The 26792-nt window shown below is 58.1% G+C and carries 25 protein-coding genes and 1 tRNA gene; 17 read left to right on the top strand and 9 right to left on the bottom strand.

The annotated features are described in order from the left end of the window. Positions 1–60: 60 nt before the first annotated feature. Positions 61–1602, bottom strand: coding sequence for a trimethylamine methyltransferase family protein (locus PFY00_RS06860; RefSeq protein WP_271431792.1), 1542 nt, complete (start codon positions 1600–1602; stop codon positions 61–63). Between the two features lie 396 nt (positions 1603–1998). Here PFY00_RS06860 and PFY00_RS06855 point away from each other — a divergent pair, with 396 nt between their 5' ends. After that, complete coding sequence (locus PFY00_RS06855; protein WP_271431791.1) at positions 1999–3435, top strand: aldehyde dehydrogenase family protein; 1437 nt, start codon at positions 1999–2001, stop codon at positions 3433–3435. A gap of 84 nt (positions 3436–3519) precedes the next feature. Here the strand turns inward: PFY00_RS06855 and PFY00_RS06850 are convergent, their stop codons facing one another. From PFY00_RS06850 to PFY00_RS06835, 4 genes are all read right to left on the bottom strand, one after another. After that, positions 3520–4149 carry an HAD family hydrolase gene (locus tag PFY00_RS06850; protein ID WP_271431790.1) on the bottom strand — a complete coding sequence of 210 codons (630 nt, stop codon included), beginning with the start codon at positions 4147–4149 and terminating at the stop codon, positions 3520–3522. A gap of 3 nt (positions 4150–4152) precedes the next feature. Then, entirely contained in the window at positions 4153–5214 is a 1062-nt protein-coding gene (locus PFY00_RS06845) for an ABC transporter ATP-binding protein (RefSeq protein ID WP_271431789.1), read from the bottom strand. A gap of 24 nt (positions 5215–5238) precedes the next feature. Further along, a complete protein-coding gene (locus PFY00_RS06840) occupies positions 5239–7401 on the bottom strand; it encodes an ABC transporter permease (RefSeq protein ID WP_271431788.1) in 2163 nt (720 codons plus the stop codon). 90 nt (positions 7402–7491) lie between these two features. Next, a complete protein-coding gene (locus PFY00_RS06835) occupies positions 7492–8514 on the bottom strand; it encodes an ABC transporter substrate-binding protein (protein WP_271431787.1) in 1023 nt (340 codons plus the stop codon). A gap of 231 nt (positions 8515–8745) precedes the next feature. Between PFY00_RS06835 and PFY00_RS06830 the strand changes: the two genes are divergently transcribed. Further along, on the top strand, positions 8746–9477 hold the full coding sequence (locus PFY00_RS06830; protein ID WP_271431786.1) for a response regulator: 732 nt from the start codon (positions 8746–8748) through the stop codon (positions 9475–9477). After that, positions 9474–12011 carry an ATP-binding protein gene (locus PFY00_RS06825; RefSeq protein ID WP_271431785.1) on the top strand — a complete coding sequence of 846 codons (2538 nt, stop codon included), beginning with the start codon at positions 9474–9476 and terminating at the stop codon, positions 12009–12011. Before PFY00_RS06830 ends, PFY00_RS06825 begins: the two co-directional genes overlap by 4 nt. Here PFY00_RS06825 and PFY00_RS06820 read toward each other — a convergent pair. After that, positions 12012–12101: transfer RNA gene (locus PFY00_RS06820), tRNA-Ser, on the bottom strand. Between the two features lie 155 nt (positions 12102–12256). Between PFY00_RS06820 and PFY00_RS06815 the strand changes: the two genes are divergently transcribed. The 8 genes from PFY00_RS06815 to PFY00_RS06780 all read left to right on the top strand — a co-directional run bounded on the left by PFY00_RS06815 (position 12257) and on the right by PFY00_RS06780 (position 19310). Further along, positions 12257–13078, top strand: a complete 822-nt coding sequence (locus PFY00_RS06815) for a hypothetical protein (protein WP_271431784.1) — start codon at positions 12257–12259, stop codon at positions 13076–13078. 24 nt (positions 13079–13102) lie between these two features. Continuing rightward, a complete protein-coding gene (locus tag PFY00_RS06810; protein ID WP_271431783.1) occupies positions 13103–13771 on the top strand; it encodes a hypothetical protein in 669 nt (222 codons plus the stop codon). 235 nt (positions 13772–14006) lie between these two features. Next, a complete protein-coding gene (locus tag PFY00_RS06805) occupies positions 14007–14741 on the top strand; it encodes a 50S ribosomal protein L21 (RefSeq protein ID WP_271431782.1) in 735 nt (244 codons plus the stop codon). A 6-nt stretch (positions 14742–14747) separates the two neighbouring features. Next, entirely contained in the window at positions 14748–15017 is a 270-nt protein-coding gene (gene rpmA, locus PFY00_RS06800; protein ID WP_271431781.1) for a 50S ribosomal protein L27, read from the top strand. A gap of 162 nt (positions 15018–15179) precedes the next feature. Next, on the top strand, positions 15180–15719 hold the full coding sequence (locus PFY00_RS06795) for a GNAT family N-acetyltransferase (protein WP_271431780.1): 540 nt from the start codon (positions 15180–15182) through the stop codon (positions 15717–15719). A 100-nt stretch (positions 15720–15819) separates the two neighbouring features. Further along, positions 15820–16875, top strand: a complete 1056-nt coding sequence (gene obgE, locus PFY00_RS06790) for a GTPase ObgE (protein WP_271431779.1) — start codon at positions 15820–15822, stop codon at positions 16873–16875. Continuing rightward, positions 16863–17969, top strand: coding sequence for a glutamate 5-kinase (gene proB, locus PFY00_RS06785; RefSeq protein WP_271431778.1), 1107 nt, complete (start codon positions 16863–16865; stop codon positions 17967–17969). The genes obgE and proB overlap by 13 nt, the downstream gene beginning before the upstream one ends. 75 nt (positions 17970–18044) lie before the next feature. Then, entirely contained in the window at positions 18045–19310 is a 1266-nt protein-coding gene (locus tag PFY00_RS06780; RefSeq protein ID WP_271431777.1) for a glutamate-5-semialdehyde dehydrogenase, read from the top strand. Here PFY00_RS06780 and PFY00_RS06775 read toward each other — a convergent pair. Beyond that, on the bottom strand, positions 19307–19918 hold the full coding sequence (locus PFY00_RS06775; protein ID WP_271431776.1) for a histidine phosphotransferase family protein: 612 nt from the start codon (positions 19916–19918) through the stop codon (positions 19307–19309). The two genes, PFY00_RS06780 and PFY00_RS06775, sit on opposite strands and share 4 nt — an antisense overlap. A gap of 22 nt (positions 19919–19940) precedes the next feature. Here PFY00_RS06775 and PFY00_RS06770 point away from each other — a divergent pair, with 22 nt between their 5' ends. The 3 genes from PFY00_RS06770 to PFY00_RS06760 all read left to right on the top strand — a co-directional run bounded on the left by PFY00_RS06770 (position 19941) and on the right by PFY00_RS06760 (position 21867). Continuing rightward, on the top strand, positions 19941–20123 hold the full coding sequence (locus PFY00_RS06770) for a DUF3553 domain-containing protein (RefSeq protein WP_271432214.1): 183 nt from the start codon (positions 19941–19943) through the stop codon (positions 20121–20123). 137 nt (positions 20124–20260) lie between these two features. After that, a complete protein-coding gene (locus PFY00_RS06765) occupies positions 20261–21028 on the top strand; it encodes a GNAT family N-acetyltransferase (RefSeq protein WP_271431775.1) in 768 nt (255 codons plus the stop codon). Continuing rightward, positions 21025–21867: a lysophospholipid acyltransferase family protein gene (locus tag PFY00_RS06760; protein WP_271431774.1), complete on the top strand. Its 843-nt coding sequence runs from the start codon at positions 21025–21027 to the stop codon at positions 21865–21867. The genes PFY00_RS06765 and PFY00_RS06760 overlap by 4 nt, the downstream gene beginning before the upstream one ends. Before the next feature lie 4 nt (positions 21868–21871). Here PFY00_RS06760 and PFY00_RS06755 read toward each other — a convergent pair whose 3' ends face one another. Further along, complete coding sequence (locus PFY00_RS06755) at positions 21872–22492, bottom strand: thiamine phosphate synthase (RefSeq protein ID WP_271431773.1); 621 nt, start codon at positions 22490–22492, stop codon at positions 21872–21874. Positions 22493–22688: 196 nt separating this feature from the next. On the opposite strand from PFY00_RS06755, the gene PFY00_RS06750 reads away from it, so the two are divergent. Continuing rightward, positions 22689–23435, top strand: coding sequence for an RNA methyltransferase (locus PFY00_RS06750; RefSeq protein ID WP_271431772.1), 747 nt, complete (start codon positions 22689–22691; stop codon positions 23433–23435). Between the two features lie 59 nt (positions 23436–23494). On the opposite strand, the gene PFY00_RS06745 is transcribed toward PFY00_RS06750, so the two are convergent. Beyond that, on the bottom strand, positions 23495–23809 hold the full coding sequence (locus PFY00_RS06745; RefSeq protein WP_271431771.1) for an SH3 domain-containing protein: 315 nt from the start codon (positions 23807–23809) through the stop codon (positions 23495–23497). Positions 23810–24025: 216 nt separating this feature from the next. Here PFY00_RS06745 and ctaA point away from each other — a divergent pair, with 216 nt between their 5' ends. Beyond that, on the top strand, positions 24026–25177 hold the full coding sequence (gene ctaA / locus PFY00_RS06740) for a heme A synthase (RefSeq protein WP_271431770.1): 1152 nt from the start codon (positions 24026–24028) through the stop codon (positions 25175–25177). After that, positions 25174–26646 carry a carboxypeptidase M32 gene (locus PFY00_RS06735; protein ID WP_271431769.1) on the top strand — a complete coding sequence of 491 codons (1473 nt, stop codon included), beginning with the start codon at positions 25174–25176 and terminating at the stop codon, positions 26644–26646. Before ctaA ends, PFY00_RS06735 begins: the two co-directional genes overlap by 4 nt. Positions 26647–26792: the final 146 nt, after the last annotated feature.

Raw genomic sequence — 26792 nt, 5'->3', positions numbered from 1 at the left:
CTGTTCAATAGTGTTAAGTAAACAGTGGCCCGCAGGCCACTGTTATTAAACGCTTTGTAACTATTGTGGTAGGTGGATGTTGAAGCGTTCACGCAATGCGGCGTCCAGCGCCGGATCAAACCGTGCAGCACTGCGCTTGGCCAGAATTTCCTCTTTGCGAGCTGTCGCTGCCTTGATCAGATCGGGTTTGTCGTTTTCGGCCCATTCTTTTGGTGAAGAGCGGTCCGCAAGTGTCGGATAAATATAGTCACTTTGCATGCGGGACAGAGTTTGATCTGACCCGAGATAGTGCCCAGGGCCTCCGACACAGGTCTGAGCCATGACATCGAAAGACAGCGTTTCGTCCGTCACTTCGATGCCGCGGACGCAGCGCAAGGCCTGACCAACCAGATCATCGCCCAGAATGAGCGATTCATGGCAAAAACCTAGGAGCGATGCATGCATCCCTGCAGCTTCGTACACCATGTTCAATCCGGACAGCCCGCCCATGACGTTGGAACACATCTGTTCCCATCCGGCTTGCATGTCGGGGCGCTTGCTGTCGGCAATACCAGCGGCAGCGCCACCGGGCAGGCCGTAGAAGGCGTGCATTTGTGCGCATCCGGCGGTCAGAAGGGCCTGTTCGCCCGAGCCGCCGGACATTGCGCCGGTCCGAAGGTCTGAAACAAACGGCCAAGTGCCGAAAATGGCCGGATGACCGGGCGCGATCGCGTTGACGTAAACCAGCCCGGCCAGACATTCTGCGACGGCCTGCACGATGGCACCTGCCAGCGCCGCTGGGGCCGTGGCGCCGGCTTGACCGGCCGAAAGCAGCAATACCGGCATGCCGCCACGAATGCAGGCCTCCATGACCTCGCAGCTTTCTGTCGCGAACTTCATGGGCGGCACGACAAAGCAGTTGGAATTCGACATGAAGGGCCGCGCGCGGAAGGCATCTTCGCCACCGGCGATCATGTAGAGCATTTCCAGCGCGTCGGCGACGAATGCCGGTTCGGTAAAAGATGTGCCGATGTGTTTCGTCGTGCCGGCGCTGCAGGCATAGATGGTATTCAGATCCATTTCGCGATTGTCGGTAATATCGCGGGCCACCATAGGCCTTTGCAGGAAGTGAATGTTGTCCAAGGTGTCGGTTATGCGGGCGGCGTCATGCAGATCCTGCAAGGTGCATTCGCGATATTCATCGCCTTGTACATCCACCAGATGAACCGCTGCGCCCGCTGTACCATAGTGAACGCGCTGACCGCTTAGATCGAGGTCATGGCGGGCCTCACGGCCGCAAAGGGTCACAGAACGGTTGGCCTTGGCCAGCATGTCCTCGACCAGAGCAGGCGGAAAGCGAATGCGCCCGTCGTCCCCCAAAATTGCGCCGGCATCTGTTAGGATTTTGATCCCGGACGGCGGCGCTTCGCTGATGCCGATTTCCTCCAATGCCTTCAACGCGGCGCGGTGGATGCGCAGCACATCGGCTTCGGTCAGGGGTTTGAGCTGTCCACCGGTCATACCGGGGCGAACGGCGCGGGTTTCTTCAGTCAGAGGGGCAGAGCGGGCGGCAACACGGGCTGCGCGGCCACCGCTGCGGCGGGAAGGTGTCGATGCATTCATTTCGAATCTCGTTGAGCTGGTTGTTTGGAACAGGGTGTGGTGTTTCAAACCCTGTTCGGCCGGCCCCGTGCCGCACGTCCGCGCCGTGCGCCAATGGCGCGCGAAACAAGCGATATGCGACTACGTTCTTGATTCATGTATTCAAGTTTTGCCCGTTTTTTCCGCAATTCTTGGCCGAAAACGACGCCGTGTCGTTTTTGATCCTCCGCACGGCGATTTTTGAACGGGTCTGCAGGGCTGCTCAAATACGGCGTTCTGTATCGATACAAAAAACCTGTTTCAGGGGGTTGCGGCTGCACTGTGCTTGCTGTCAAGCCTTGGCGCAGAGAGTGATCCCGGGTCGTTCACAGGCGTCTCATGACGCTGGCCCAGTATCTCAGGGAAGGAGATCAGAAAATGGATAACGCACAGAATTTCTATATCGATGGTGCTTGGGTCGCCCCCAAGGACGGTCGTGATTTTGCGGTGATTGATCCGTCAACGGAGGAGGCTTGCGCAACCATTTCGCTGGGTGGCAAGGCGGATACCGATGCCGCCGTTGCAGCCGCCAAGGCAGCTTTTCCGAAATGGCGCCTGTCGTCCAAGGCCGAGCGTCTGGATTTGATGAAGACCATCCTCGATGTGTATCAGCGGCGTTCGGACGAAATGGCCGCAGCGATCAGCGCCGAAATGGGCGCACCGATCGATATGGCCAAGGTTCAGCAATCCGGCACCGGCTCGTTTCATCTGGGCGCGTTCATAAAAGCACTGGAAGAGTTTGAGTTCGAAGGACCGTTGCGGGCCGGAGAGGACACCCAGATCATTCATGAACCCATCGGTGTTTGTGCGTTGATCACGCCGTGGAACTGGCCGATGAACCAGATCACGCTCAAGGTAATTCCTGCTCTGGCCACCGGTTGCACCATGGTGCTCAAGCCGTCGGAACAGTCGCCTTTGTCGGGCATTCTGTTCTCGGAGATCATGCACGAAGCAGGCGTTCCTGCGGGCGTCTACAACATGCTGAACGGCGATGGCCCCGGTGTTGGCAGTCAACTGTCGTCGCATCGCGATGTGGATATGGTTAGCTTCACCGGCTCGACCCGCGCGGGCAAGGCAATCACCATTGCTGCGGCCGATACGATCAAACGCGTCAGCCTCGAGCTGGGCGGCAAAGGCGCAAACATCATCTTTGCGGATGCGGATCCAAGCGCGGTCAAGGCCGGGATCATCCGCTGTTTCAACAACACCGGTCAGTCCTGCAACGCACCGACCCGGATGCTGGTGGAGCGCTCACGCTATGACGAAGCCGTGGAGCAGGCAAAGAATGCGGCCGACTCCATCACCGTGAACGCGGCTTCGGAAGAAGGCCGTCACATCGGGCCTCTGGTGTCCGAGATGCAATTCAACAAAGTTCAGGACCTGATCCAAAAGGGCATCGACGAAGGTGCCCGTCTGGTCGCTGGCGGCGTTGGACGCCCCGAAGGTCTGAACCGCGGCTTTTTCGTTCGGCCAACGGTATTTGCCGATTGCAACAACGATATGACCATCATGCGCGAAGAGATCTTTGGGCCGGTTCTGTCGATGATGCCGTTTGATACCGAGGAAGAGGCCGTGGCCATCGCCAATGACACTGACTACGGGTTGACCAACTACATTCAGACCACGGATGGCGAAAAGGCCCGGCGGGTGGCTCGCTTGGTGCGCACCGGGATGGTGGACATCAACGGCAAAGCGCGTGGGGCAGGGGCGCCGTTTGGCGGCATGAAGCAGTCCGGCAACGGCCGCGAAGGCGGCACTTGGGGTCTCGAAGAATTCCTCGAAGTGCGCGCCATTGGCGGCTGGCCTGCTGAATAAGCTCAGTTCTGTATTCACTGCGAAAAGCGGCGCGTCCAACCCGGTCGCGCCGTTTTTTATTTGGCTTGGTGATCCGCGCGGGTCTCAGAAAACCTCGAACACCGACATGCCAGCCGCCTTTGCCGCGTTGACCCCCTGGGGCGAGTCCTCAAACACCAGCGTGGTTTGTGGCGCGGTTCCCAATCGCCGTGCTGCCAGCAGGAACATTTCGGGCGATGGTTTCGGTGCAACCCCGTCTGAAATGGTGACCAAGGTGCTGACCTTGTCTTTGATCGCGATTTTTTCCAACGAACGCTCGGCTATGGCCTGCTCGGCGTTCGTGGCTACAGCGACTGGCAGGGTGGCGCCGAGTTCCAGCAGCAATGATATCGTTTCGGCGATTGGTTCGGCCAGATGTACGAATTCGGCATAGGCATCAATGCTGGTCGCACAGGCCCGATTCACATCAAAGGGTTGGGTCAGGCTTTGTGCGAAGGCCTGAAACAGGCTGATGCGATCGAGTCCCGTGCGCGCACGATACCAATCCGGCTGCATGTGTTGCCCCTGTTCGGCGCTGGCGGCCAGCATGCATTGAGCATGCGCCGCTGCGCTTTCGACCAGTGTGCCGTCGCAATCAAAGATCACAGCCCCAAAGCCATGGTCGCGTATCAACCGACGCCACCCGCTGGATGAGACTTCGATGGATTGCCCATTGTGATGAAAAAGGGATTTCATGGATCAGCTTGCAACGAGTCTCGCTTGGGTGGGATCGATTTTGACACAGACCGCGTCGCCCTGTCTGAACGGCTTGGCCTGCACGGGCGAGATAACAAACAGCGGCCCGATTTCGGTATCGACAGTGTATTGCATCTCTTTACCCAAATAGGCGGCGTAGGAAACAGTTCCTTTGACGCCCGGCGTATCCGGGGGCGCAAGCCCGAGACTGTGAGGCCGCAAAACCAACTGCGCGGCGCCGCTGAGGCTGTTTCGGGTCGGGACAGAATAGGTTTGACCGTTCATCGCAACCAAGGCCATCCCGTCGCTGACCGACTTCACGTCGCAATCGGCCAGATTGGCATCCCCGATGAAGTCCGCGATGAAAGCGGACGAAGGCGCCTCATACAGATCGGCTGGCGTGCCTTTTTGCGCGATTTCGGCATTGTTCATGACGATGATGTCGTCGGAGACCGCCATGGCCTCTTCCTGATCATGTGTCACGTAAACGGCGGTCAGGCCCAATCGCTGCTGAATTTGGCGAATTTCCTCACGCACATGGCGGCGCAGCTTCGCATCGAGATTGGACAGCGGCTCATCCAGCAACAGCACCTCGGGTTCCAGTACGATGGCCCGGGCCACGGCGACCCGCTGCTGCTGTCCGCCAGACAGCTCGCTTGGCAGGCGGTCGCCGTATCCGGCAAGCCCAACCAGTTCCAGACCCTCGTTGGCCTTGTCCGCGGCTTCGGCCTTTGGCGTGGATTTGACGGTCAGTCCATAGGCCACGTTTTCCTGAACGGTCATATGCGGGAACAGCGCATAGGATTGAAAGACCATTGAAACCTTGCGGTAGGTGGCCGTCAGATGTGTCACGTCCTCGCCGCCGATGTGGATTTGTCCAGCGGTGGCCATTTCCAACCCGGCAATCAGCCGCAAAGTGGTGGTTTTTCCGCATCCGCTAGGCCCCAATAGGGTAACCAGCTTGCCCGGTTCGATGTCCAGATCGAGTTTCTTGAGGGCGGTCACTTCGCCGTATTTCTTGACCACGCCGTCAAAGCGGACCGAGCCTGTTGCTACTTGTGTCATTGGATTTCCTTGCTTGAAGTCGGCTCAAGCCGTCTGTTGAACACGGTCGGCGCGGCGCAAACGGCGGGTTCCGACCATCAGTTGAAGAAGAAGGATCGCAGCCAGCATCGTGACGATCAGCACAGCTGAATAGGCGATGGCCAGACCGAATTCGCCGTTCTCGACCCGGCCAACGATAAAGGAGGTGGCCATGTTGTGCTTGGCGCTGACCAGAAAGATCACAGCGCTGACCGAGGTGATTGCCCTGACAAAGCTGTAGGTTAGTGCCGCCAGGATTGCCGGCCCCATCAATGGCAGGATCACCCGGCGCACGGTTGCAAAGCTGTTCGCACCCAATGTGATTGACGCTTCATCGAGGCTTTTGTCCAGCTGGCTCATGGCGGCGATGCCGCCACGCACGCCGACCGGCATGTTTCGGAAAACAAACACGATGATCAGGATGATTGATGTGCCGGTCAGCTCAATAGGCGGAAAGTTGAACGCCATGATGTAGCTGACACCGATGACTGTGCCGGGGATCGCAAAGCTTAGCATTGTCGAGAATTCAAAGGCGTCTTTGCCGATGAATTTCTGCCGCACCAGCAGATATGCGGTCGATAGACCGACCAGAGCCGTCAACGGAGCCGCGATCGAAGCGATGGTCAGCGTTGTGAAGTAGCTGTCCCAGGCCACACCCGTCAGACGCCCGGACGACAGGTCAACGCCAAAGGCGCGGATGTAATGCGCCAGCGTAAAGCTGTGATCATAGCCCCAGAGTTTCACGAAACTGCCAAAGATGATCATCGAATAGACCACCAGCGTCAGCGCGGCCCATGGCAAAGCCGTGGCATAGCACAGCGTTCGCAGGGCAGGGTTCAGGCTGGCGTTTTGTCCGCTGTCCGCCTTGCCGGTGATGGTGGCATAGGATTTTTTACCAAGCCAGATCCGCTGCGCCATGAAGGCCGACAGGGTCAGCGTCAGCAAGGCGATGGCAAGGATGGCAGCCTTGGCAGGATCGGCAACCGCACCGACGATGGAAAAGAAGATTTCGGTCGACAGCACCGAATAGCCGCTGCCCAGAACCAAGGGATTGCCAAAGTCTGCGAGGCTTTCGATGAAACCCAGAAGAAATGCATTCGCCAATCCTGGCCGCATCAGTGGCAGTGATACATAGCGAAAGGTTTGCCAACGGTCTGCATCCAGCGTTTGGGATGCTTCTTCCATTGACGGGCTGACGCCCTGCACGACGCCAATCAAGACCAGAAAGGCAATTGGTGTGAAGGACAGCAACTGCGCAAAATAGACGCCCCAGAAGCCATAGACCCAACGGGTTTTTTCCCAACCGAAGAGATCGGCCACAAATTCTGTGACGGTGCCGGCCCGGCCGAACAGCAAGATCAGTGCCAGGCCGATCACGAACGGCGGGGTGATGATCGGCAAGACGGTCAGGACGCGCAGCAGCTTTTTTGCGCGAAAATCCGTACGGGTGAAGATCAAGGCAAAGGAAAGCCCCAGCAGGGTCGTTCCAGCGCCCGTCATCACACCAAGAAAGAGCGAGTTGATCGCGACCCCGCAGCTGCGCGGCCCAAACAAACATCCCAGACCCCAGATGTCGGCGCTGAAAAAGCGCGGAAAGAATTCGGTCAGGGAATAGCCGTCGTCGACTTCGAAGGCGCGCACCAGAATGTGCATGACCGGAAAGAATACGAATATCCCCACAAGCGCCACGATCAATCCGATCGTGCTGACAACAAAGGCGTCGCCCTGTCCCTTGCCGGATTGCGAAATTGAAACCGTGGCGACGAACAACAGCGCGAGTGCGCACAGGCCCGCACCAGCCCCCATGCCCGGTTGCCCGGCCAATGCGGCCTCGCCGGTGAACAGCCACTCCAGAATTCGTGGCCCGGCCCGGACGATGATCATCCCCTGAAGGGCTATCAGGAAAAGCCCTGCAATGGCGATTGCAAGGGTGATCCGGGCCCTGCGAACTGGGGCCTGAACGAACAATTGTACCGCGATGGCCATGAGCGGCGCCAAGCCAGCAGGGGCCAGCCACCATTGCCCGGACAGGGCCGAGAAAAGGCCGGTGGATGCATTGCCGTCGTTTATCCAGACCGGATCAAAAAGGCCGTCATCGGTCATGTGCCAAGGCAGGAAAGCGAAACCGGCAAGCCCTATGGCCAGCCAGATCAGGACAGTGTTTTTCATCGTATCTTCCGCAGAATTGTGGCGATGCCCCGCGGCGGCGGGGCATCTGGATCGAATGGATCGCGGAATGGCGATCCGCCGACACTGGCTTTATTTTTGCGGGTTGGGATCGCCCACTTCTGCGTCCCAACGGGCCAGCAAACGGCCGCGCGTATCGCTCGAGCCATAGGTCGCAAAATCATAGTCGATCAGCTTGATCGAAGCCAGATCAGGCGATTCTGGTGCAACCTTTGCATTCGAGTTGGACGGAACCTGAAATGATCCAACCTCGGGGGCACGCGATTGAACGTCAGCGCGCAGGGCAAAGGCTACCCATGCTTTGGCCGCTTCCGGGTTGCGCGCGCCTTCGATGACAGAAACAGCGCCAACTTCGTATCCTGTGCCTTCGCATGGGGCGACGATCTTGAGCGGGAAGCCCTGTGCGGCCAGTTTCACCATGTCGTGCATAAAGCCAATGGACACACCGGTTTCACCGCGTGCGGCGGCCTTGGACGGTGCCGAGCCGGACTTGGTATAGGAATTGACGTTTTTGCCAACTGCCGCCAGCTTGACCATCGCTTCGTCTTCGCCAAAGAGCTGCACAAAGGTGGCCAGTTCCGTGTAAGCAGTGCCCGAGCTGTTCGGGTTGGCGACCTGAATTTCACCTTCGAACCGGGGGTCTTCCAGATCGGCCCAGCATTGCGGTGGCTCAATGCTCTTTTCTGACAGGATGTCCGCATTGTAGGCGATGCCAAGCGCGCCGGCATAAATGCCGATGGCCTTGCCGTTCGAAATGTCTGCCATGTTCTGGGCCCAGCCCAAAAGCTCGGATGTATCGACGCCAGAGGCCTGAGTCAGACCCTCTTCGGCTGCAATCAGATGCGGATCACCTGTGCCGCCCCACCAGACATCAATCTTGGGGTTGCCGGCCTCTGCACGAACCTGCGCAAGGGTTTCGCCAGTTGATTTGCGCACCATCAGAACATCGGTATCGGGATGCTCAGCCTCAAAGGCCGAAACCATCAGATCGCACCAATCCTGTTCGGCACTGCATACAACGCTCAGTTCATCAGCCAAAACGCCTGAGGCCGACAGGGCCAAGGTCGTGACTGAAATCATACCTAGTCTTTTCATGTGTTCCTCCCATTGGAATTCCGTCACCGGGGACTCCTCCGCCCGATGTGTGAACACGCTAGTCAGACTGCCGCAAAGGCGACACGGAAGGCCAATGAACAAAGCTACAATTCGACTATCGTTGGGTTAACAGTGTTTCGAACCGCTGTCCTGACTGTAATATTCGTAACAAATAAGCTTGCCGGTTTGGCGCACATCTCATGTTACACAGTGAAAAATGGGAGGAAAATCGTGTCGCGCCCCAAGATCGGGATTGTGGATGACGAGGCGAGCATTCGCGAGTCACTGATGGCTTTGCTGTCGGAGAACCAGTTCGATGGTGTTCCGGCCGCCAGCATTGCTGAGTTCACCGAGCTTCAAAAGACAACCCGGTTGGATCTGGTGCTGATCGATCTCCAGCTCAACGATGAGAGCGGTCTTGAGTTGGCCAGACGCATTCGTCAGTCACAGGACACACCCATTGTGATGCTGACCGGGCGGGGTGATGAAACCGACAAGATCATTGGCCTGGAGCTCGGAGCGGATGACTATCTGCTCAAACCGTTCAATCCGCGCGAATTGCTGGCGCGTATTCGCGCGGTTCTGCGCCGCTACGGATCTGGTGCCAAAGCATCCATTCCAGTGCCTGACGCAGAGGGCAGGGCTGAATTTGGCCGCTTTGTCGTCGATCAGAAAGATCGCGTTCTTTACGATCAATCGGGTGAAGAGATTGCCCTGACAAATGCGGAATACCGACTGCTGGAATACTTTCTGGCACGCCCCAACGAGGTCATCACCCGGGTTGATCTGCTGTCTGAACTGGGCAGCGATTTGACCCGATATGTGGATCGAACCGTGGATGTTCTGATTTTGCGTCTGCGTCGCAAGATCGAAAAAAATCCTTCAAAGCCCGTGCATCTGCAAACCCGGCGCGGTCAGGGGTATATCTTTGTTACCGCGCAGCCAGCGGGCGCGTTGCCGTGAAGCTTTTGCCACGTTCCATCAGGGGGCGATTGTGGGCCGCGCTTGCCGTGCTGTCGATCGCTATCATCGGCATAGGCGCGCTGACTTGGGTCGCGCTTCAGCGGGTCGAGTCAAACCTGGAAGACTTGCACCGGCAATCTCTGACACAGGTCGCTCAGGCAATCGATCTGTCCAAACGTGTTTCCGATCTTGCGACCTCGGCGCCGTATCTGCTGAACCAGCGATCCAATTACCTGATCGAGCAAGAAGGCAACAAGCTGATCGCCATTTTGCAAACCGTTCGGCAGGAATGGCCGGGTCAAGAGACATCCGGGCCTCAGGATGAGGTCATCTTTCCCGTGACGCAGGAAATGGAAAGAGGCATCGAGGATCTGGTCGGCGCATCGCAGGCGCTGGATGCGGTCCAGTCGCAGATCCGTGCACGGGTGGCTGTGCTCAGCTCGCTTCGTGAACAGGTCGCCAGCCAAATCGCCGATCCGGAGGTCAGTGATGCCGAACGACTGGTATGGTGGACCCTGCAGAGCATGAATGCAGACGCACTGAATGCGGCCTATGCAGACAACCTGATCGGCGTTGGCGAAGAGCAGCGGCAATTCCAGCGTCAGGGTGTGCTTGCAGCGGCATCGGAATTGACCGAAGCACAGCAAAGTTATCTGGCAGAGCTGCAAAGACAGGTTGGGGCCGACGATGGAATATTCGAACTCAGGCGCGAAGAACTGGGATTTGTCCTGTCTGCCCAGAATGCGCTCTTCCGCATTCGCCGTGATGCCAACCGCGTCAACGAAATCGCCTCTGAATTTGCACGCGATGCCGAAGAGTTCCTGACGGCCGAACGCACCGCATCCACCAATACCATTCAACTGACCAGAATTTCGGTCACCGGGATTGGTCTTCTTGCGCTGCTATGCGCCTTGGCTGCCGCAATGTTTGTATCGCGCTATGTTGCCTTCAACATTGCGCGCGTGTCCGAAGCGATGGTCCGGCTGGCCAAAGGCGATCGAACCAGCGCCTTGCCACGCAAATTGGGCGGAGATGATGAGATCGGGGATCTGTTCCGCTCATTTCGCAGTTTTCGCGCGAATGCTCTGCGTCTCGACCGCTCCAACCGCCAACTCGATCAGCGCAATGCGCTATTTGAAAAGGTGTTTGCCAATATTTCGGTCGGGATCGCGATCACCGATGCCTCCGGGCGCCTGACGGCGTCCAACCCCGGGTTTGCCAATATCCTTGATCTTGGGCCGTCCGAACGCATCACCGGCAGTTTCGCTGATTGGTTGGAAAGCAGCCGGTTTTCGCCCGTATCCAAAGACGCAAAACTGAGCGCGATGTTTCGGGGGCATCTGGAAATGATGTCGGAGCAGGGGCAAATTCTGGAACTGCGCGCAAGCCGTTTGCCCGATGACGGACGGGTTTGGCTGATTGCGGATGTCACCGAAAGCCGCAAAGTCGCCAGCCGTCTTGAGCAGATTGACCGGATCGAAACCCTGGGCAAGCTGGCGGGTGACACTGCGCATGATTTCGGCAACATCCTGTCGACCATCCGTACTCACGCGCATTTGCTTAGTGCGGGGCAGGGTGATGCGGTTTCGGCCAATGTGGTCGCAATCGAGAACGCGGTCGAGTTTGGAGCGTCTTTGACCGACCGTTTGCTGGCCTTTGCCCGCCGCCAGCCGCTCGTGCCAGAACTTGTCGATCTGAACGGTCTTGTCGAGGGTATGATCGAGTTGGTCGAGATCGGCCTGAAACCCGGTATCACGCTGGAAGTCGCCTATTCGCCGGAGCCTTTGACAGTCTTGGTGGATCCCGGCCAATTGGAGTCGGCCATTCTGAACCTTGTCCTGAATTCCAATAACGCGATCGACACCAAAGGCCGGATTTCAATCACGCTGTCGCGCAACGGGGCAGGGGCTGCGGTCATTTGCGTGGCGGACACCGGTGCAGGGATGACCGAACAGCACCAGCAAAAAGCGATCGAGCCGTTTTACACGACACGCAGCGCAGAGGGCGGGACTGGATTGGGCTTGTCGATCGTCTATGGTTTCATCAATCAAACCGGCGGCAGCATGGAGATCGACAGTGCGGTCGGCGCGGGCACATCGGTCAAGATCGCGCTGCCGGTGGCAACGGGCAAATCTCGTGCGCCCGAAAGTGATCCGCGATCGGTTCTGGTGATAGACGACAATGCCGCCGACAGGCGCGCTGCGGTGGCCATGTTGGAGAGAAAGGGGTTTTCCGTCGCGCAATGCGACGGGCCCGAGCAGGCGTTTGCCATTCTGAAAGACCGGCATTTCGACGTGGTTTTCAGCGACTTTGATCTTGGTGACGGCCCCAACGGGCTCGCCGTGCTGTCTTGCGCTGAAGTGAACGGGCCGAGCGTCCAGAAATTCCTCATGAGCGGAAAGCGCATCTTGGATTCCGCTTTGCCGTCCGATGTAACGTTCCTCGAAAAACCACTTGATGCCGGCATTCTGAATCAAGCACTCGCCCCGGATCCGGTACAAACGCGCAAGATCACATTTCGAGATAAAGCGTAGTGGCGGAGAGACAGGGATTCGAACCCTGGGTGGGCTTGCACCCACAACGGTTTTCGAGACCGCCCCGTTCGACCACTCCGGCACCTCTCCGCGGGGGTCTGGCTGTGGGGCGTTTAGCCTTTGGGCGGCGGGCTTGCAACACAGAATTTAGGCGTTTTGTGCTGATCCTTGCCATGTGGCATCGGCAGGCCTTGGAAAACACCCCGGCGCGCCCTAGGCTTGAGACAACAACGAAAGGAATGTTGATGCTTTATGCATTCAAGGCCCGGCTGTCTCTTATTGCTCTGATGCTGATTATGGCTGTGCCGGTTTCGGCTGCGCCCGCAGATGATTTGCTGCGGGTTTTGCGCATGCAGGAAATGCTGAACATTATGCGCGAAGAGGGGCTGGCCTATGGTGAGGACATGGCACAGGACATGTTCCCGGGCGGCAGCAATCCCGCGTGGACCCTTTTGATTTCCGAAATCTACGACGTGGACAAAATGGCGACCGTTGTACGCCGCCATTTTACCGAGTCATTGGGAGACACCGATGTCGGTGCACTCAAGTCCTATTTCGATGGTGATGCAGGGCGGCGTGTGGTCGATCTGGAAATCTCTGCGCGCCGCGCCATGGTCGATGACGGTGTAGAAGAGGCGGCGCGGGATGCCTATCGCAACCTTGCAGGCAGTGATGATAAACGGCTCGAACAAATCGACCAGTTCATAGAGGCCAACGACCTGATCGAAGCCAATGTGGAAGGGGCCCTGAACGCATCCTTCCATTTCTACCGCGGTCTGGTGGATGGCGGCGCTTTCGAGATGACAGAAAGCGATATCCTGCGCGACGTCTGGGATCAGGAAGACAACACACGCAACGACACGCGCGAGTGGCTGTTTGCCTTTCTTCTGATGGCCTACGGTCCGCTCGAAGATGGTGAGCTTTCGGACTATGTTGCCTTGTCCGGCACAGACGCAGGGCAGGCTCTGAACCGTGCCCTGTTCGCAGGCTACAACCGGATGTATGACGAACTTTCCTACGCCCTGGGTCTGGCGGCAGCACAGCAGATGAAAACGCAAGATTTGTAACGACAGAGGCGGCCTTTCTGGTCGGTGGGTTTTATGGTTTCGGTCTATAGCGCCCCCGAGGTTCAGGACTGCGCCGCGCTTCATCCTTATCTGACGGACAGGACCTTTCGCGCTTTGCCGATCAAAGCGCAATTGGCTCAGCAGGCTAAGACCTTACATGCTGGATTTGCGGCCAAAGATCCGCGGGTTCGTATGCAGGTGGGTAGTTGGTGGCCCGATGCTGCGGGGCAGTCATGGGATGAACTCATGGCGCGGGCTTTCGATCAGCGCGATGCCCGCCTGACAATTGCGCGCGAACACGGATTCGATGATTGGGCCGCTGTGGACGCATTAGGGGACGTCGGAATGCCGCTTGATTTTGAACAGGCGCTGGATGCCGTTCTGTCGGGGCGGATTGAAGATCTGGAAAGGCAGCTATCCGATCAACCGGGTCTGGCTTTGGCCACCTCGGTTTTCGGGCACCGGGCGACCCTGCTGCATTATCTCGGTGCAAATGGCGTGGAAAGTCATCGCCAATGCGTTCCGGAAAACGCGGTGGACATGGCCAAGCTACTGTTGCGCTTTGGGGCCCGAAAACGGGCAACGGCAAATATGTATGGTGGCGGGCAAACGCCCTATGATCTGGCCGCGACCAGCGCACATCCATATCGTGCCGGTCTGGCCAAGGCACTGAATGCGGTTCTGAGTCCATAGCACCAAGGCCCGGTGTTATGATGACCAGCAAACGGGATTGCCGGGGCGCGGTCGAAACAGGTTGACTTGTTGGGCCCCGCACGACATATACGCGCCACGCAAGGACGGGGCTTCGGCTCCGCCTTTTCGTTTTGTATGAAATTCGCCCTGATCGGGGCGCGCTGTTCGAGGCGGCAGAAGCCAGAAATACCTGCATAGCAGGGGCCACAGAACGCGGGAGACAAGGAAGACGCAAATGTTTGCGGTTATGAAAACCGGCGGCAAGCAATACAAAGTCCAGTCCGGCGATACGCTGCGAGTGGAAAAGCTGGCAGCCGATGCGGGTGAAACCGTACAATTCAATGAAATTCTGATGCTCGGCGGTGACAAGGTCGTCGTGGGCGCGCCTCTGGTAGACGGTGCTGCGGTTCAGGCCGAAGTCGTTGACCAGGTCAAAGGCGACAAGCTGATCAACTTCGTCAAGCGCCGCCGGAAGCACTCCAGCCAGCGTACGAAGGGCCACCGTCAAAAGCTGACCCTCGTGAAGATCACCGAGATCCTCGCGTCGGGTGGTGACAAGACCGGTGTCAAAGCAGCCATCGGTGCAGGCTCTGTCGGTGCTGTGGCGGTTGCCGCTGCTGCTGCGACCAAGCCAGCCAAGAAAGCTGCCGCACCCAAGGCCGAAAAGAAAGCTGCTGCGCCCAAGAAGGCCGAAGCTGCTGCCGAAGCGCCTGCCGCAGAAGGCACCAAGCCTGCAAACCTGCTGACCGAAGCACGTGGCGGCAAGGCAGACGATCTGAAGCTGATTTCGGGCGTTGGCCCGAAGCTGGAAGGTCTGCTGCACGAAAACGGCGTTTTCCACTTCGACCAGATCGCAGCTTGGAAAGCGGACGAGATTGCTTACATGGATGACAAGCTGTCGTTCAAAGGCCGTATCGAACGCGACAACTGGATCGAGCAGGCTGGTAAGCTTGCCGCAGAACAGGAGTAACACCTCATGGCACACAAAAAAGCAGGCGGTTCCTCCCGCAACGGTCGCGACTCAGCTGGTCGCCGTCTTGGCGTAAAGCTGTATGGCGGTCAGGCCGCTATTCCGGGCAACATCATCGTGCGTCAGCGCGGCACCAAGTTTTGGCCGGGTGAAGGCGTAGGCATGGGCAAAGATCACACGATCTTTGCGACCGAGCAGGGCGCGGTGAAATTCCACAAAGGCCTCAAAGGCCGTACCTTTATTTCGGTTCTCCCAGTGGCGGAGGCCGCTGAGTAAGCCGACCTTAAGGTCTTGTAAGACAAAGAGGGATCGGCGAGAGCCGGTCCCTTTTTTATTTTCGTGATCAGAACTTTCACGCCGTTGTCACAACTGCGGCACAAAAAGCCAAAGTTCCGATGACGGATCTTAAATGTCAGATGCACAATGAGGAGCGTGCAGATGAGCCTTGATGCAACGATAGACCAGCCTTTGGTTGAAACGCAGCGCTTTGATCTGCGCCCGGTTCGTTTGTCGGATATGGGCCTGATCGAAATGCACACGGGTGATGAACGTGTGGCGCGGATGTGTTCGCATATTCCGCATCCTTTGCCACCCGGCGCGACCGAAGCCTTTACAACACGTGTGACCGCCGATGCCCGCGAAGAAGACGTCTGGGCCATGGATGGCACGAAATCCGGCGGCGCCGAAGTGATGGGGCTGATTACGCTTCAACGGATGGACCGCAACCAATCCGAGGTCAGCTATTGGGTGGCCCCGGCATTCTGGAACACGGGCCTCGCCTCGCAGGCAGTTGAAGCGTTGGTTTCGGCAAACCCGATGCAGAACGCGACGATGTTTGCCTCGGTGTTTCAGGACAACCCGGCCTCGGCGCGTGTATTGGTAAACTGCGGCTTCGACTACATCGGGGACGCCGAGACATTTAGCATCGCGCGCGGCGCGAAGGTTCCGACCTGGACATATCTGAGAAAACTCAGCTGATCTCTTGTGTCGGGGGCAGCTGCGCCCGGCACGCCTTCGTGCTTGAGCGTAGCGCGCACCCGCGATACACGGGGCAGCGCATCTGCCGAAAGCCAACACCATGAAATTCCTCGATCTCTGCAAGGTCTATGTCCGCTCTGGTTCGGGGGGCAATGGCTGTATCGCGTTCCGACGTGAAAAATACATTGAATACGGCGGGCCGGATGGCGGCGATGGCGGTCGTGGTGGCGACGTTTGGGTCGAGGCCGTGGATGGTCTGAATACGCTGATCGATTTTCGTTATCAGCAGCATTGGTTTGCCCAGAACGGGCAGGGCGGCATGGGCCGGAACCGGACAGGCAAGGACGGCGAACACATCGTTCTGCGGGTCCCTGTCGGCACCGAAGTGCTGGATGAAGACGAAGAAACCGTTGTCGCTGACCTGACCGAGCTGGGGCAGCGTTTTCGTCTGGCCAAAGGCGGGAACGGCGGATGGGGCAACCTGCACTTCAAAACCTCGACCAATCAGGCGCCGCGCCGCGCGAACCCAGGTCAGGAAGGTGTTGAACGTACGCTCTGGCTGCGCCTGAAGCTGATTGCTGACGTGGGTCTTGTTGGGCTTCCGAATGCGGGTAAATCCACCTTTCTGGCTGCAACTTCCAATGCGCGTCCCAAGATTGCGGATTATCCCTTTACCACGCTGCATCCAAATCTGGGCGTTGTGGGCGTGGACAATACCGAATTTGTCGTGGCCGACATCCCCGGTTTGATCGAAGGCGCGCACGAGGGACGCGGCCTTGGTGATTTGTTCCTTGGGCATGTGGAGCGCTGCGCCGTATTGCTGCACCTGATCGATGGCACTTCGGGCAGCTTGATCGAAGACTACCAGACCATCTGTGATGAACTGGAAGCATATGGCGCGGGTCTCGCGGAAAAACCGCGCATCACGGTGCTGAACAAGATTGACGCGCTTGATGATGAAGAACGCACGTTCCTGCGTGATGAATTGCACGCGGCGGGCGCTCAGGACGTCATGTTGATGTCGGGCGCATCGCGCGAAGGGGTGACCGACGTGTTGCGGGCTTTGCGTCCTTTTGTCGAAGAACGCCGCAAGGCCGACAGTGCCGAACTGCGCGGCATCGATGAAGACGAGGAGGACGGAACGTGGCGGCCCTGAGCTCTGCGAACCGGATCGTCGTAAAGATCGGTTCAGCGCTTTTGGTTGACAAAGAAACCGGCGCGCTGCGCCGCGATTGGCTGCATGCGCTGGCTGAGGATGTAGCCCGACTGAAAAAGGGCGGCGCCGATGTGGTGCTGGTCTCGTCCGGTTCGATTGCGCTGGGGCGCGGGGTTTTGGGGCTGCCATTGTCCGCGCTAGCGCTCGAGCAATCGCAGGCGGCCGCCTCGGTGGGGCAAATCCGACTGGCGCGCGCCTATGAAGAGGCCCTTGCGCCGCATGGGATCACCACAGGGCAGGTTTTGGTCACGCTCGAAGACAGCGCGGATCGTCGGCGGTATCTCAATTCTCGAGCGACGCTGGAAACATTGCTTGGCCTTGGGGTCGTTCCCATCGTGAATGAAAACGACACGGTTGCCACGGATGAAATCCGTTATGGCGACAACGACCGTCTGGCCGCGCAGGTCGCGGTGACAATCGGCGCTGATCTTCTGGTTTTGCTGTCCGATGTGGATGGTCTTTATACGGGCAATCCGCAAGATGACCCGACGGCCGAACATTTGCCAAGGATTGAAGAGATTACCCCTGCAATCGAAGCCATGGCCGGCGATGCCGGCTCCGGGCTAAGCAAGGGCGGGATGAAAACCAAGGTCATGGCGGCCAAAACCGCCACGGCATCCGGTTGCGCTATGATCATTGCTGAAGGCTCGGTTCTGCATCCGCTTCAGGCGATCGGAGATGGCGCGCGCGCTACGGTCTTTACGCCGCAAATCGACCCGCATGCGGCCCGCAAACGCTGGATCGCGGCCATGAAACCACGTGGCGCTTTGGTTGTTGATGCGGGGGCCGCACGGGCTCTGGCGCAGGGGAAATCGCTTTTGCCCGCGGGCCTTGCTGCGGTTGAGGGTGCCTTTGGGCGCGGTGATCCTGTCAGTATCCGATCCGCCGAAGGCGCGGTGCTGGGGCAGGGGCTTGCGCGATATACAGCCGAAGAAGCCAAGCTGATTGCGGGTCATCAAAGCTCGGAAATCGAAGCGCTTTTGGGCTATCCGGGCCGCGCGGTCCTGATCCATAGGGATGACATGGCGCTCTAGCGACCGCGCTTGCTGGACCGGACTTCATCCAATCACTACACTTTGCGTTCAACCTCTCAGGACAAGGGGCAGACCATGAAAGATCTGACAGATATTCCCGCTGTGATGCAGCAAATCGGAACCCGCGCCAAGGCCGCTGCGGCTGAGCTGGCTTTCGCTCCGTCCGAGGCCAAGCAGACGGCTCTTGAAGCTGCTGCTGACGCCGTTTGGGCGCGCCGCGCCGAGATTGTGGAAGCCAATGCCAAGGATCTGGAGTTTGGTCGCAACAAGGGCCTGTCTGATGCGATGATGGATCGGTTGATGCTGGATGAGGCCAGAATTCAGGGCATCGTTGATGGTCTGCGGAGCGTTGCTGCGCAGGACGATCCGGTTGGAGCGGTAATGACCGAATGGGATCGCCCCAGCGGTCTGCACATTCAGCGTGTGCGTACGCCGCTTGGCGTGATTGGCGTCATCTACGAATCTCGTCCCAATGTGACGGCTGATGCGGGCGCACTGTGTCTCAAGGCTGGCAATGCGGTGATTTTGCGTGGTGGGTCCGAAAGCTTCCATTCGTCCGGCGCGATTCACGCCTGTCTTGTTGAGGGTCTGAAGGCGGCCGGATTGCCCGAGGATGCAATTCAATTGGTTCCAACACGGGACCGGGCGGCAGTCAGCGAAATGCTGACCATGACCGACTTCATCGACGTGATCGTACCAAGGGGCGGCAAAGGTCTGGTGGGACTGGTCCAGCGCGAAGCCCGCGTGCCTGTTTTTGCGCATCTCGAAGGCATTGTTCATATTTATATCGACGCCGCCGCCGATCCCGTCAAAGCGCTCAAGGTGGTCATGAATGCCAAGACCCGCCGGACCGGTATTTGCGGTGCGGCCGAATGCCTTTTGATCCATCGCGACGCGGTCGACACCATTGGTCAGGGCCTTGTACGCGCCCTGCTTGAAGCCGGTGTCGAGGTGCGCGGGGATGAAACGCTTAAGGCGATCGAAGGCACCACCGAAGCGAGCGCCGAAGACTGGGGCCGCGAATACCTTGATATGATCATCGCAGCGCGCGTTGTCGACGATGTGGATGCTGCCATCGACCACATCCGGACTTATGGGTCGAACCATACCGATTGCATCGTGACCGAAGACGGGGACGCCGTTGCCCGGTTCTTCCAGCGGCTCGACAGTGCCATCCTGATGCACAATGCCTCCACGCAGTTTGCGGATGGTGGCGAATTTGGAATGGGCGCCGAGATCGGGATTGCGACGGGAAAAATGCACGCGCGGGGCCCGGTTGGGGCCGAACAACTGACCAGCTTCAAATATCTGGTCACCGGCGACGGCACGGTCCGTGGCTAGCAGATGGTGATGGTCAATTCGGTTTCATCCGAGTTGACCAGCAAACGCACACCGCGCGTTTCGGCCAGAACTGAGAGCAATGCAAACTGCACTCTGTCGGGGGTGATCTGATCGGTTCTGCCGTGTCCGGCCAATACGCCCCAAAGGTCAGGATCAACGGCCAGTTTGGGCCCCTCAGCCCGGATCAACCAGCCCTTGGCGCTTCGATCAATAGCCACCCTGCCACCCTGCGGCAGGGCGGTTTCGCAGCAAAGATACCCCAAAAAGCCCATTTGCACGTCGCTGCGCGCGTGATCCCCCGGGGCAAGCCATTCCGCCCGCAGGCGTTCGCCCTTGGCAATACCGGAAAGATTGGCGGCAATATCCTTGGCCCCCAGCATTTGATCGCTATCTGCTGTACCAAAGGCAATGCGGAAAAACCGAATACGGGCGGCCGCACTGGCACAACTGTCTTGAATAAGGGACATTTCCGGCGCCATATCACCACTGGCGCCACCAGACAGGCTGAGCAGTTCAAGGCCATTCTGAATGGCACCCACCGGGCTGATCAGATCATGGCACAAGCGAGAGCCGACAAGCGCAGCCAGCTTTGCGTTGGGGTCGGGCATGAAACACTCCTCGGAGGTCAAAGTGAACGATCTGAACGCAATACTGGAGCCAGGAATGCTGGTTCAGCACCCCGACAAACCTGAATGGGGTATCGGGCAAGTGCAATCAAACATCGGGGGCAAGGTGACCGTCAATTTCCGCGAGGAAGGCAAGGTCGTGCTGGACGGAACACGGATCGCCCTGATGCCGATATTTGACCAATAGAGCAGCTTTGGTTGACGAAGTCTTAATTTGTTAGTTTGCGATATGCTTTTTGTCCCGGCTTTTGCCGGACGAGTTGTCTTTTGGCCGTCCACTGCATAGAAGATGAGCCAAGAAACGGGGTGAGACACAGGACCAGCATGAGCGTCGAAACAACAGGCTTTTGCGTCCGTTTGGCCACTTCTCAGGCTGAAGTCGAAGCCGCGCAGCGCTTGCGATACAGCGTTTTTGTCGAAGAGTTGGGCGGTGACGGTACGCTGGTCGATCATGAACGCAGGCTGGAACGCGACCGATTTGATCCCTTCTTTGATCATTTGATCGTCACAGATCCGGCGCGGGACGATCCAAACGAGGTTGTCGGCGTTTACCGCCTGCTGCGCGATGATCAAGCCCGCGCTGCTGGGCAGTTCTATTCCGAAGATGAATATGATCTGTCCGTGCTGCGAAAGTCTGGTCGTCGTTTGCTGGAACTGGGACGATCCTGTTTGCATCCCGACTATCGCGGCGGACCGGCGATGTTTCATCTCTGGCAGGGATTGGCGGACTACGTGGCCGAGCACAAGATCGAGGTTCTGTTTGGCGTGGCCAGTTTTCACGGCACCGATGCCGGGGCATTGGCCCAGCCGCTTTCACTGCTGCATCATCGGCATCTCGCGCCACCGGAATTGCGCGTGAAGGCGCGCAAGATGCAGACCATGGATCTGATCGGTGAAGACAGCCTCGATCGCAAGGCCGCCATGCTGGCCATTCCGGCACTGATCAAGGCCTACCTGCGCCTTGGCGGTTTTGTGGGTGAGGGCGCCTTTGTGGATCATGGGTTCAACACGATTGACGTTTGTCTGGTGATGGACACCGAACGGATGAACACGCGCCAGCGAGACATTTACACGAAAGGACGGCGTGGATGACGGGGGATTGGGTGCCACCACCGGAGCCTTCCGCTCCCAAAGTCGGCCTGTTGGGATGGCTTCTGGTGATCCTGCGGGCACCGCTGATGATCGTGGTCGTCTTCGGTGGGCTGATCCTGCTGCTGCTGACGCGGCTGATCGAACGGCCGCTGTTCGGTGTTGATCGGCCGGTTACTCCGTGGATTACGCTTTGCGTGTGCCGCGCGTCGCTGGTGATCATGGGGCTGCGTGTCGCGCAGCGGGGTCCGGTGATGAAGGGCCGGGGTGCTCTGGTGGCCAACCACACCTCGTGGCTGGATATCTTCGTTCTGAACAGTCGCAAGACAATCTACTTTGTGTCCAAGTCCGAAGTTGCGGGTTGGCCCGGAATTGGCTGGCTGGCGCGGGCCACGGGAACATTGTTCATCCGGCGCGACCGGCGCGAGGCGCGAGCACAGACCCAGATGTTCGAGGAACGGCTGATGCACGGGCACCGATTGCTGTTTTTTCCTGAGGGAACATCAACAGATGGGCAGCAGGTTTTGCCATTTAAAACAACGCTTTTCGCGGCATTCTTCTCAGAACGTTTGCAGCATGAAATGCAAATTCAAGCCGTCAGTGTTGTCTACAATCCGCCCCAGGGTGATGAGCCGCGATTTTACGGCTGGTGGGGCGACATGGACTTTGGGTCATCCTTGCTGAAGAACCTCGCCACGTTGCGCCACGGATATGTCGAGGTCGTTTATCACGATCCGGTTCGCGTGGATGATCATCCCAACCGCAAAACACTGGCAAGCCATTTGGAAAGTCAGGTCCGCGATGGGCATACGCGCCCATGGCACGACAAACCGACGGCCTAGTAGATCAGGCCATCGCCTGCATGAGTGTACGCAGTGCGGCCAGTGGATCATCCTGAGACCAGATTTCTTCGCCAATCGCGAAAAAGTCCGTCACGGGCGCCAACGCCTTGATTGCTTCCACGGAAACAGAGCCTTCGGCAACCACGGGTAGTTCGACCATCTGTGACCAGATTTCAAAGATCTCGTGGTCCGCAATGGTCCCGTCGCCCAAGGCATTGGCGCTGACCGGGCCGAAGGATACGTAATCTGCCCCGGCTTCGCCGGCGATCATGCCCTCGTGACGCGATTGGGCGCAGTAGGCACCGACGATGGCATCCGCACCCAGCGCCTTGCGCGCCGCGCGCACCGAACGGGCACCGTCCGTCAGATGGACCCCGTCCAAGCCTAGCCGCTCGGCCAGCACAACATGGGTGTCGATCACCAAGGCCACATCAAACTGATGCGCGACTTCACGAATGGCATCCGCCGCGCGGGTCAAACGATCTTCGTCCCGTGTGGCCAGGCTAAGGCGCAGGCATGCGATTTCGGCACCGTCCAGAACGCGTGACAGCTGATCGGGAAAGCTGCTCAGTTCCAGCTCGGGCGGCGTGACAAGGTAGAGTTGCGGGGTGTCCTGCTCGGCCATGGTGTCCTCTTTCGCGGCTGATCCGTGTCTAGCGTGGGAAATGCGGCTTGGCCATGGGGATTCAGGAATGGCTTGGTCCAGAATTGTGATTACCACCAGCGTCTTGGGGCCTTGTTTTCGTTCGAACAATGATCTGCACCGCTTGAATTGACCCGCTCGGGCGCATAGGCACGCCGCAACAGACAGGAAACAGGTCATGGTTCAGGACAAGAGCAAGCAACCCGCCTTTGTATTGGTGCGCCCGCAGATGGGCGAAAACATTGGTGCGGCCGCCCGCGCCATGTGGAATTTCGGCCTCGACCGGATGCGGGTTGTCGCCCCGCGTGACGGTTGGCCCAATGAAAAGGCTGTCGCCATGTCCAGCGGTGCCGGTCGTTTGCTGGACGAAGCGCTGCTGTCCGATGATCTCGAAGGGGCCGTGGGTGATTGCACTTATGTCATGGCCACCACAGCCCGGCCACGGGATATGACCAAGACGGTCTTTACGCCCGAGGCTGCAATGGCCGAGGCCGCCAGTCGCATTGCCGATGGCCAAAGGGTTGCGATTCTGTTTGGCCCGGAACGGGCCGGTTTGGAAAACGAAGACATCGCGCAGGCTAATGCGATCATCTCGGTACCGGTCAATCCTGAGTTTCCATCGCTCAATCTGGGACAGTGCGTATTGCTCTGTTCCTATGAATGGATGCGTGCCAGCGCGACGGCGGTTCCAGTTCAAGAGGCGCTGGCAGGAACGGAATGGGCCAATGGCGAAGAAATTGCCCATCTCGCGCGGCATTATGAGGACCGCATGGAGGAAGCTGGCTTCTTCTTTCCCGAGCACAAGGCCGCCAGCATGAAAATCAACTTGCGTAATCTGTGGTCCCGGTTGCCGCTGACACGCGCGGACGTGCAGATGTTGCATGGAATGTTGCGTCAGATTGTCCGCTGGAAAGACAAAAGCTAGGGCCTGACAGCAAAACGGGCCGGTAAACCGGCCCGTTCCTCAGTTTGATCTCGGTTGGATCAGTAGCTGTTGTAATGCTTTTTCTTGTAGACCTTCTTCTTTGGCACGTAGTGGCACGAATGGTTCTGAAGGTACTTGGCCGAAACCCAGTAGTAGTTGTGGTTAAAGGCGACCTTGGCCCAACCCCATTTCTGAGCGACGACATGCACTTTGGTGCAGGGATTGAATGTGCCAATCACGTGGTACTGCGTGCCTGGGCCGGAGCGTGCATTCAGTTTGATGCCGTGATCGACCCAAGCCGAGTTGGCTGCGGCTGCGCCTGCGGACATCAGAGTTGCGGCGGCGACGGCGGCGGAGAGAATGACATTTTTCATGGCTAAATTCCTTGTTTGTGTTGGTCGGTTGGTCTGTGGGTGTCGTTCAATTCGTGAAACCAAACTAGCAAATGAACGGCGTTCACGTTAGTCAGGTATGCCTTACCCCGATTTTTCACCGTGAAATCGCGACCGAAACCGGTGCAAGAGGCCGCAGGTTGAACGCTTGAAGAGGGGGTGCAGCAGCACTACTGTCCGCTCAAACGGAGAGGGTGCATGGCACAAAAACGAAAGCTTTTCGAAGAGGTAGCCGAAACGTCGGCTGAGGCGAAAACGGCCCCGGCGGGCGGCATGATCGATTCCGGCAAAAGAGGCGCACGCGGTGCGATCCGGGCCTGGTTGATGGTTTTGTTTGCGCTGGTCGTGGTGATGATTGCGGTTGGCGGGCTGACCCGTTTGACCGACTCGGGCCTTTCGATCACGGAATGGAAACCGGTCACAGGCGCTCTGCCACCAATGTCCGAAGCGGCATGGGTCGAAGAATTCGAGAAATACAAACAAATCCCAGAGTACCAGTTGCAGAATAAGGGCATGTCCATGTCCGAGTTCAAAGTGATCTACTGGTGGGAATGGGGCCATCGGCAACTGGGTCGTGTGATCGGACTTGTTTGGGCCCTTGGCTTTTTCGGTTTTTTGTTGGCGCGAAAGATCCCGACCGGATGGACACCACGGCTGTTGGGGCTGGGGGTGTTGGGCGGTCTTCAGGGTGCAATCGGCTGGTGGATGGTTTCGTCAGGTCTGAGCGGTCAGATGCTGGATGTCGCCTCTTACAGGCTGGCCACTCATCTGGGGCTGGCCTTTGTGATCCTCGGTTTCATTGCCTGGTACGTTTTCACATTGGGCCGGGAAGAGCGTGATTTGATGCAGGCGCGTCGGAGTTCCGAAGCCAAGCTGTTTTCTATGTCCACGGGTCTTATGCATTTTGCGTTCCTGCAAATCCTTATCGGTGCGCTGGTTGCAGGTATCGATGCGGGGCGCACGTATAATGATTGGCCCTTGATGGCGGGTGGCTTCCTGCCTCCGTATCCGTTCGATATCGAACCAATCTGGCGAAACTTCTTTGAGAACGCAGGACTGGTGCAGTTCATGCACCGGATTGCTGGGTACCTGCTCTTTGCCTTTGGTGTCGTCGTCTGGTTGCGTGCGCGCAAATCCGCCAATTCCGATACGCGTTTTCGGTTCAATTCCGTATTTGCCGTATTGCTACTTCAAATTGTGCTCGGTATCGCTACAGTTGTTTACGGCGCGCCGTGGCATATTGCGATAGTCCACCAGTTTGTGGCTGTCGCCCTTTGGACGCTTATTCTGAGGGCGCGGTTTGCTGCGCGGTATCCATTGACGCAATCGATTAGAGGCTCTGCAGCATGACCCATTTTGACGACCTGATGGCCTTTGCGCGCGAAACACGCGCCTTGTCTTTGGTGGCAGGTCGTCTTGGGTGGGACCAGGAAACCATGATGCCCCGGGGCGCAGGTGAACAGCGCAGCGAAGAGAAGGCTGCGCTGGAAGGCGTGCTGCATCGCCGCCGCAGTGATCCACGTGTCGGCGAATGGTTGTCGAAAATCAACGCGCAGGACCTTGATCCCATCGCACAGGCCAATCTGGGCCATATTCGCCGCACCTATGAACGCAGCACGATGGTGCCAGCGGATCTGAAGGCACAGATTGCCAGGGTCAGCAGCAAGAGCCACAGCGCCTGGGCTGAAGCCCGCGAAGCCAATGATTTTGCATCCTTCGTGCCCGTCTTGTCAGAGATGGTCGATCTTAAACGGCAAGAAGCCACAGCGCTGTGTGCAGGTGGCCCGATTTATGACGCGCTTCTGGATGACTATGAGCCGGGTGCCACCAGCCAGTCGCTGACAGCCATGTTCGATGCGCTGCGTCCTCGTCTTGTGGCATTGCGCGCCAAGGCGCTGGAGAAGCCCGCGCCCAAAGCTCTGGAAGGCTCGTTCGATGAGAGCGAGCAGATGAAGCTTGCACGGATCGTGGCCAAAAGCTTTGGCTATGATTTCAAACGGGGCAGGGTGGACAAGGCGGTGCATCCGTTCAGTTCCGGAAGTGGCGATGACGTGCGCATCACCACGCGCACCGTTGCCGAAGATCCCTTCAACTGCCTGTACTCGACGATCCACGAAGTGGGTCATGCGAGCTATGAACAAAACGTCGATCCGCAGTATGGCCTGACATATCTCGGGCGCGGTGTTTCGATGGGCGTGCACGAAAGCCAAAGCCGGATCTACGAAAACCAGATCGGACGGTCACGCGCTTATTGCGAATGGCTTTACGGTGAGATGGTCAAGGCATTTGGCGATTTCGGATTGGCCGACGCCGACGAATTCTACGCTGCCGTCAATATCGTGAAAAAGGGCTATATCCGCACAGAAGCGGATGAGGTGCAGTACAACCTGCACGTGCTTTTGCGCTACGATCTGGAACGTCAGTTGATCGAAGGCACGCTGGAGGTCGCCGATCTGGAAGAGGCGTGGAATGCACGCTTTGCTGACGATTTTGGTTATGCGGTGGATCGGGCGTCAAACGGCGTATTGCAAGATGTGCACTGGGCCGTTGGCTATTTTGGGTATTTTGCCACCTACACCTTGGGCAACGTCTTTGCTGGGTGCTTGCATCAGGCTCTGCGGTCCGCGGTTCCCGATCTTGATGATGCTTTGGCGCGGGGCAATACTGGACCGGCGGTGGAATGGCTGAGGGAGAACCTTCAGCGTCACGGTGCGCGGTATGAACCGCGCGAGGTTATCGCAAAAGCCTGTGGCTTTGAGCCGTCAGAGGGCCCGTTGCTGGATTATCTCGAAGCAAAATTCACAGCGCTCTATCCCTGAATCAAAAAGGCGGGGGGCCGAAGCCCCCCGCTAGTTTGACGACCAACCTGTTAACGCAGGTTGATTATTCCCTGCCAACCGCGGCTGACAAGTGCCGTCCGACCTCCTCCGTGAGCGGATAGAACGAGCAAGGAGGCCAATAAGAG

Source organism: Thalassococcus lentus (assembly GCF_028023555.1).
GTDB lineage: Bacteria > Pseudomonadota > Alphaproteobacteria > Rhodobacterales > Rhodobacteraceae > Thalassococcus_A > Thalassococcus_A lentus.
Note: the sequence above shows the minus strand (reverse complement) of the source record. Positions and strands in the feature narration are given on the sequence as shown.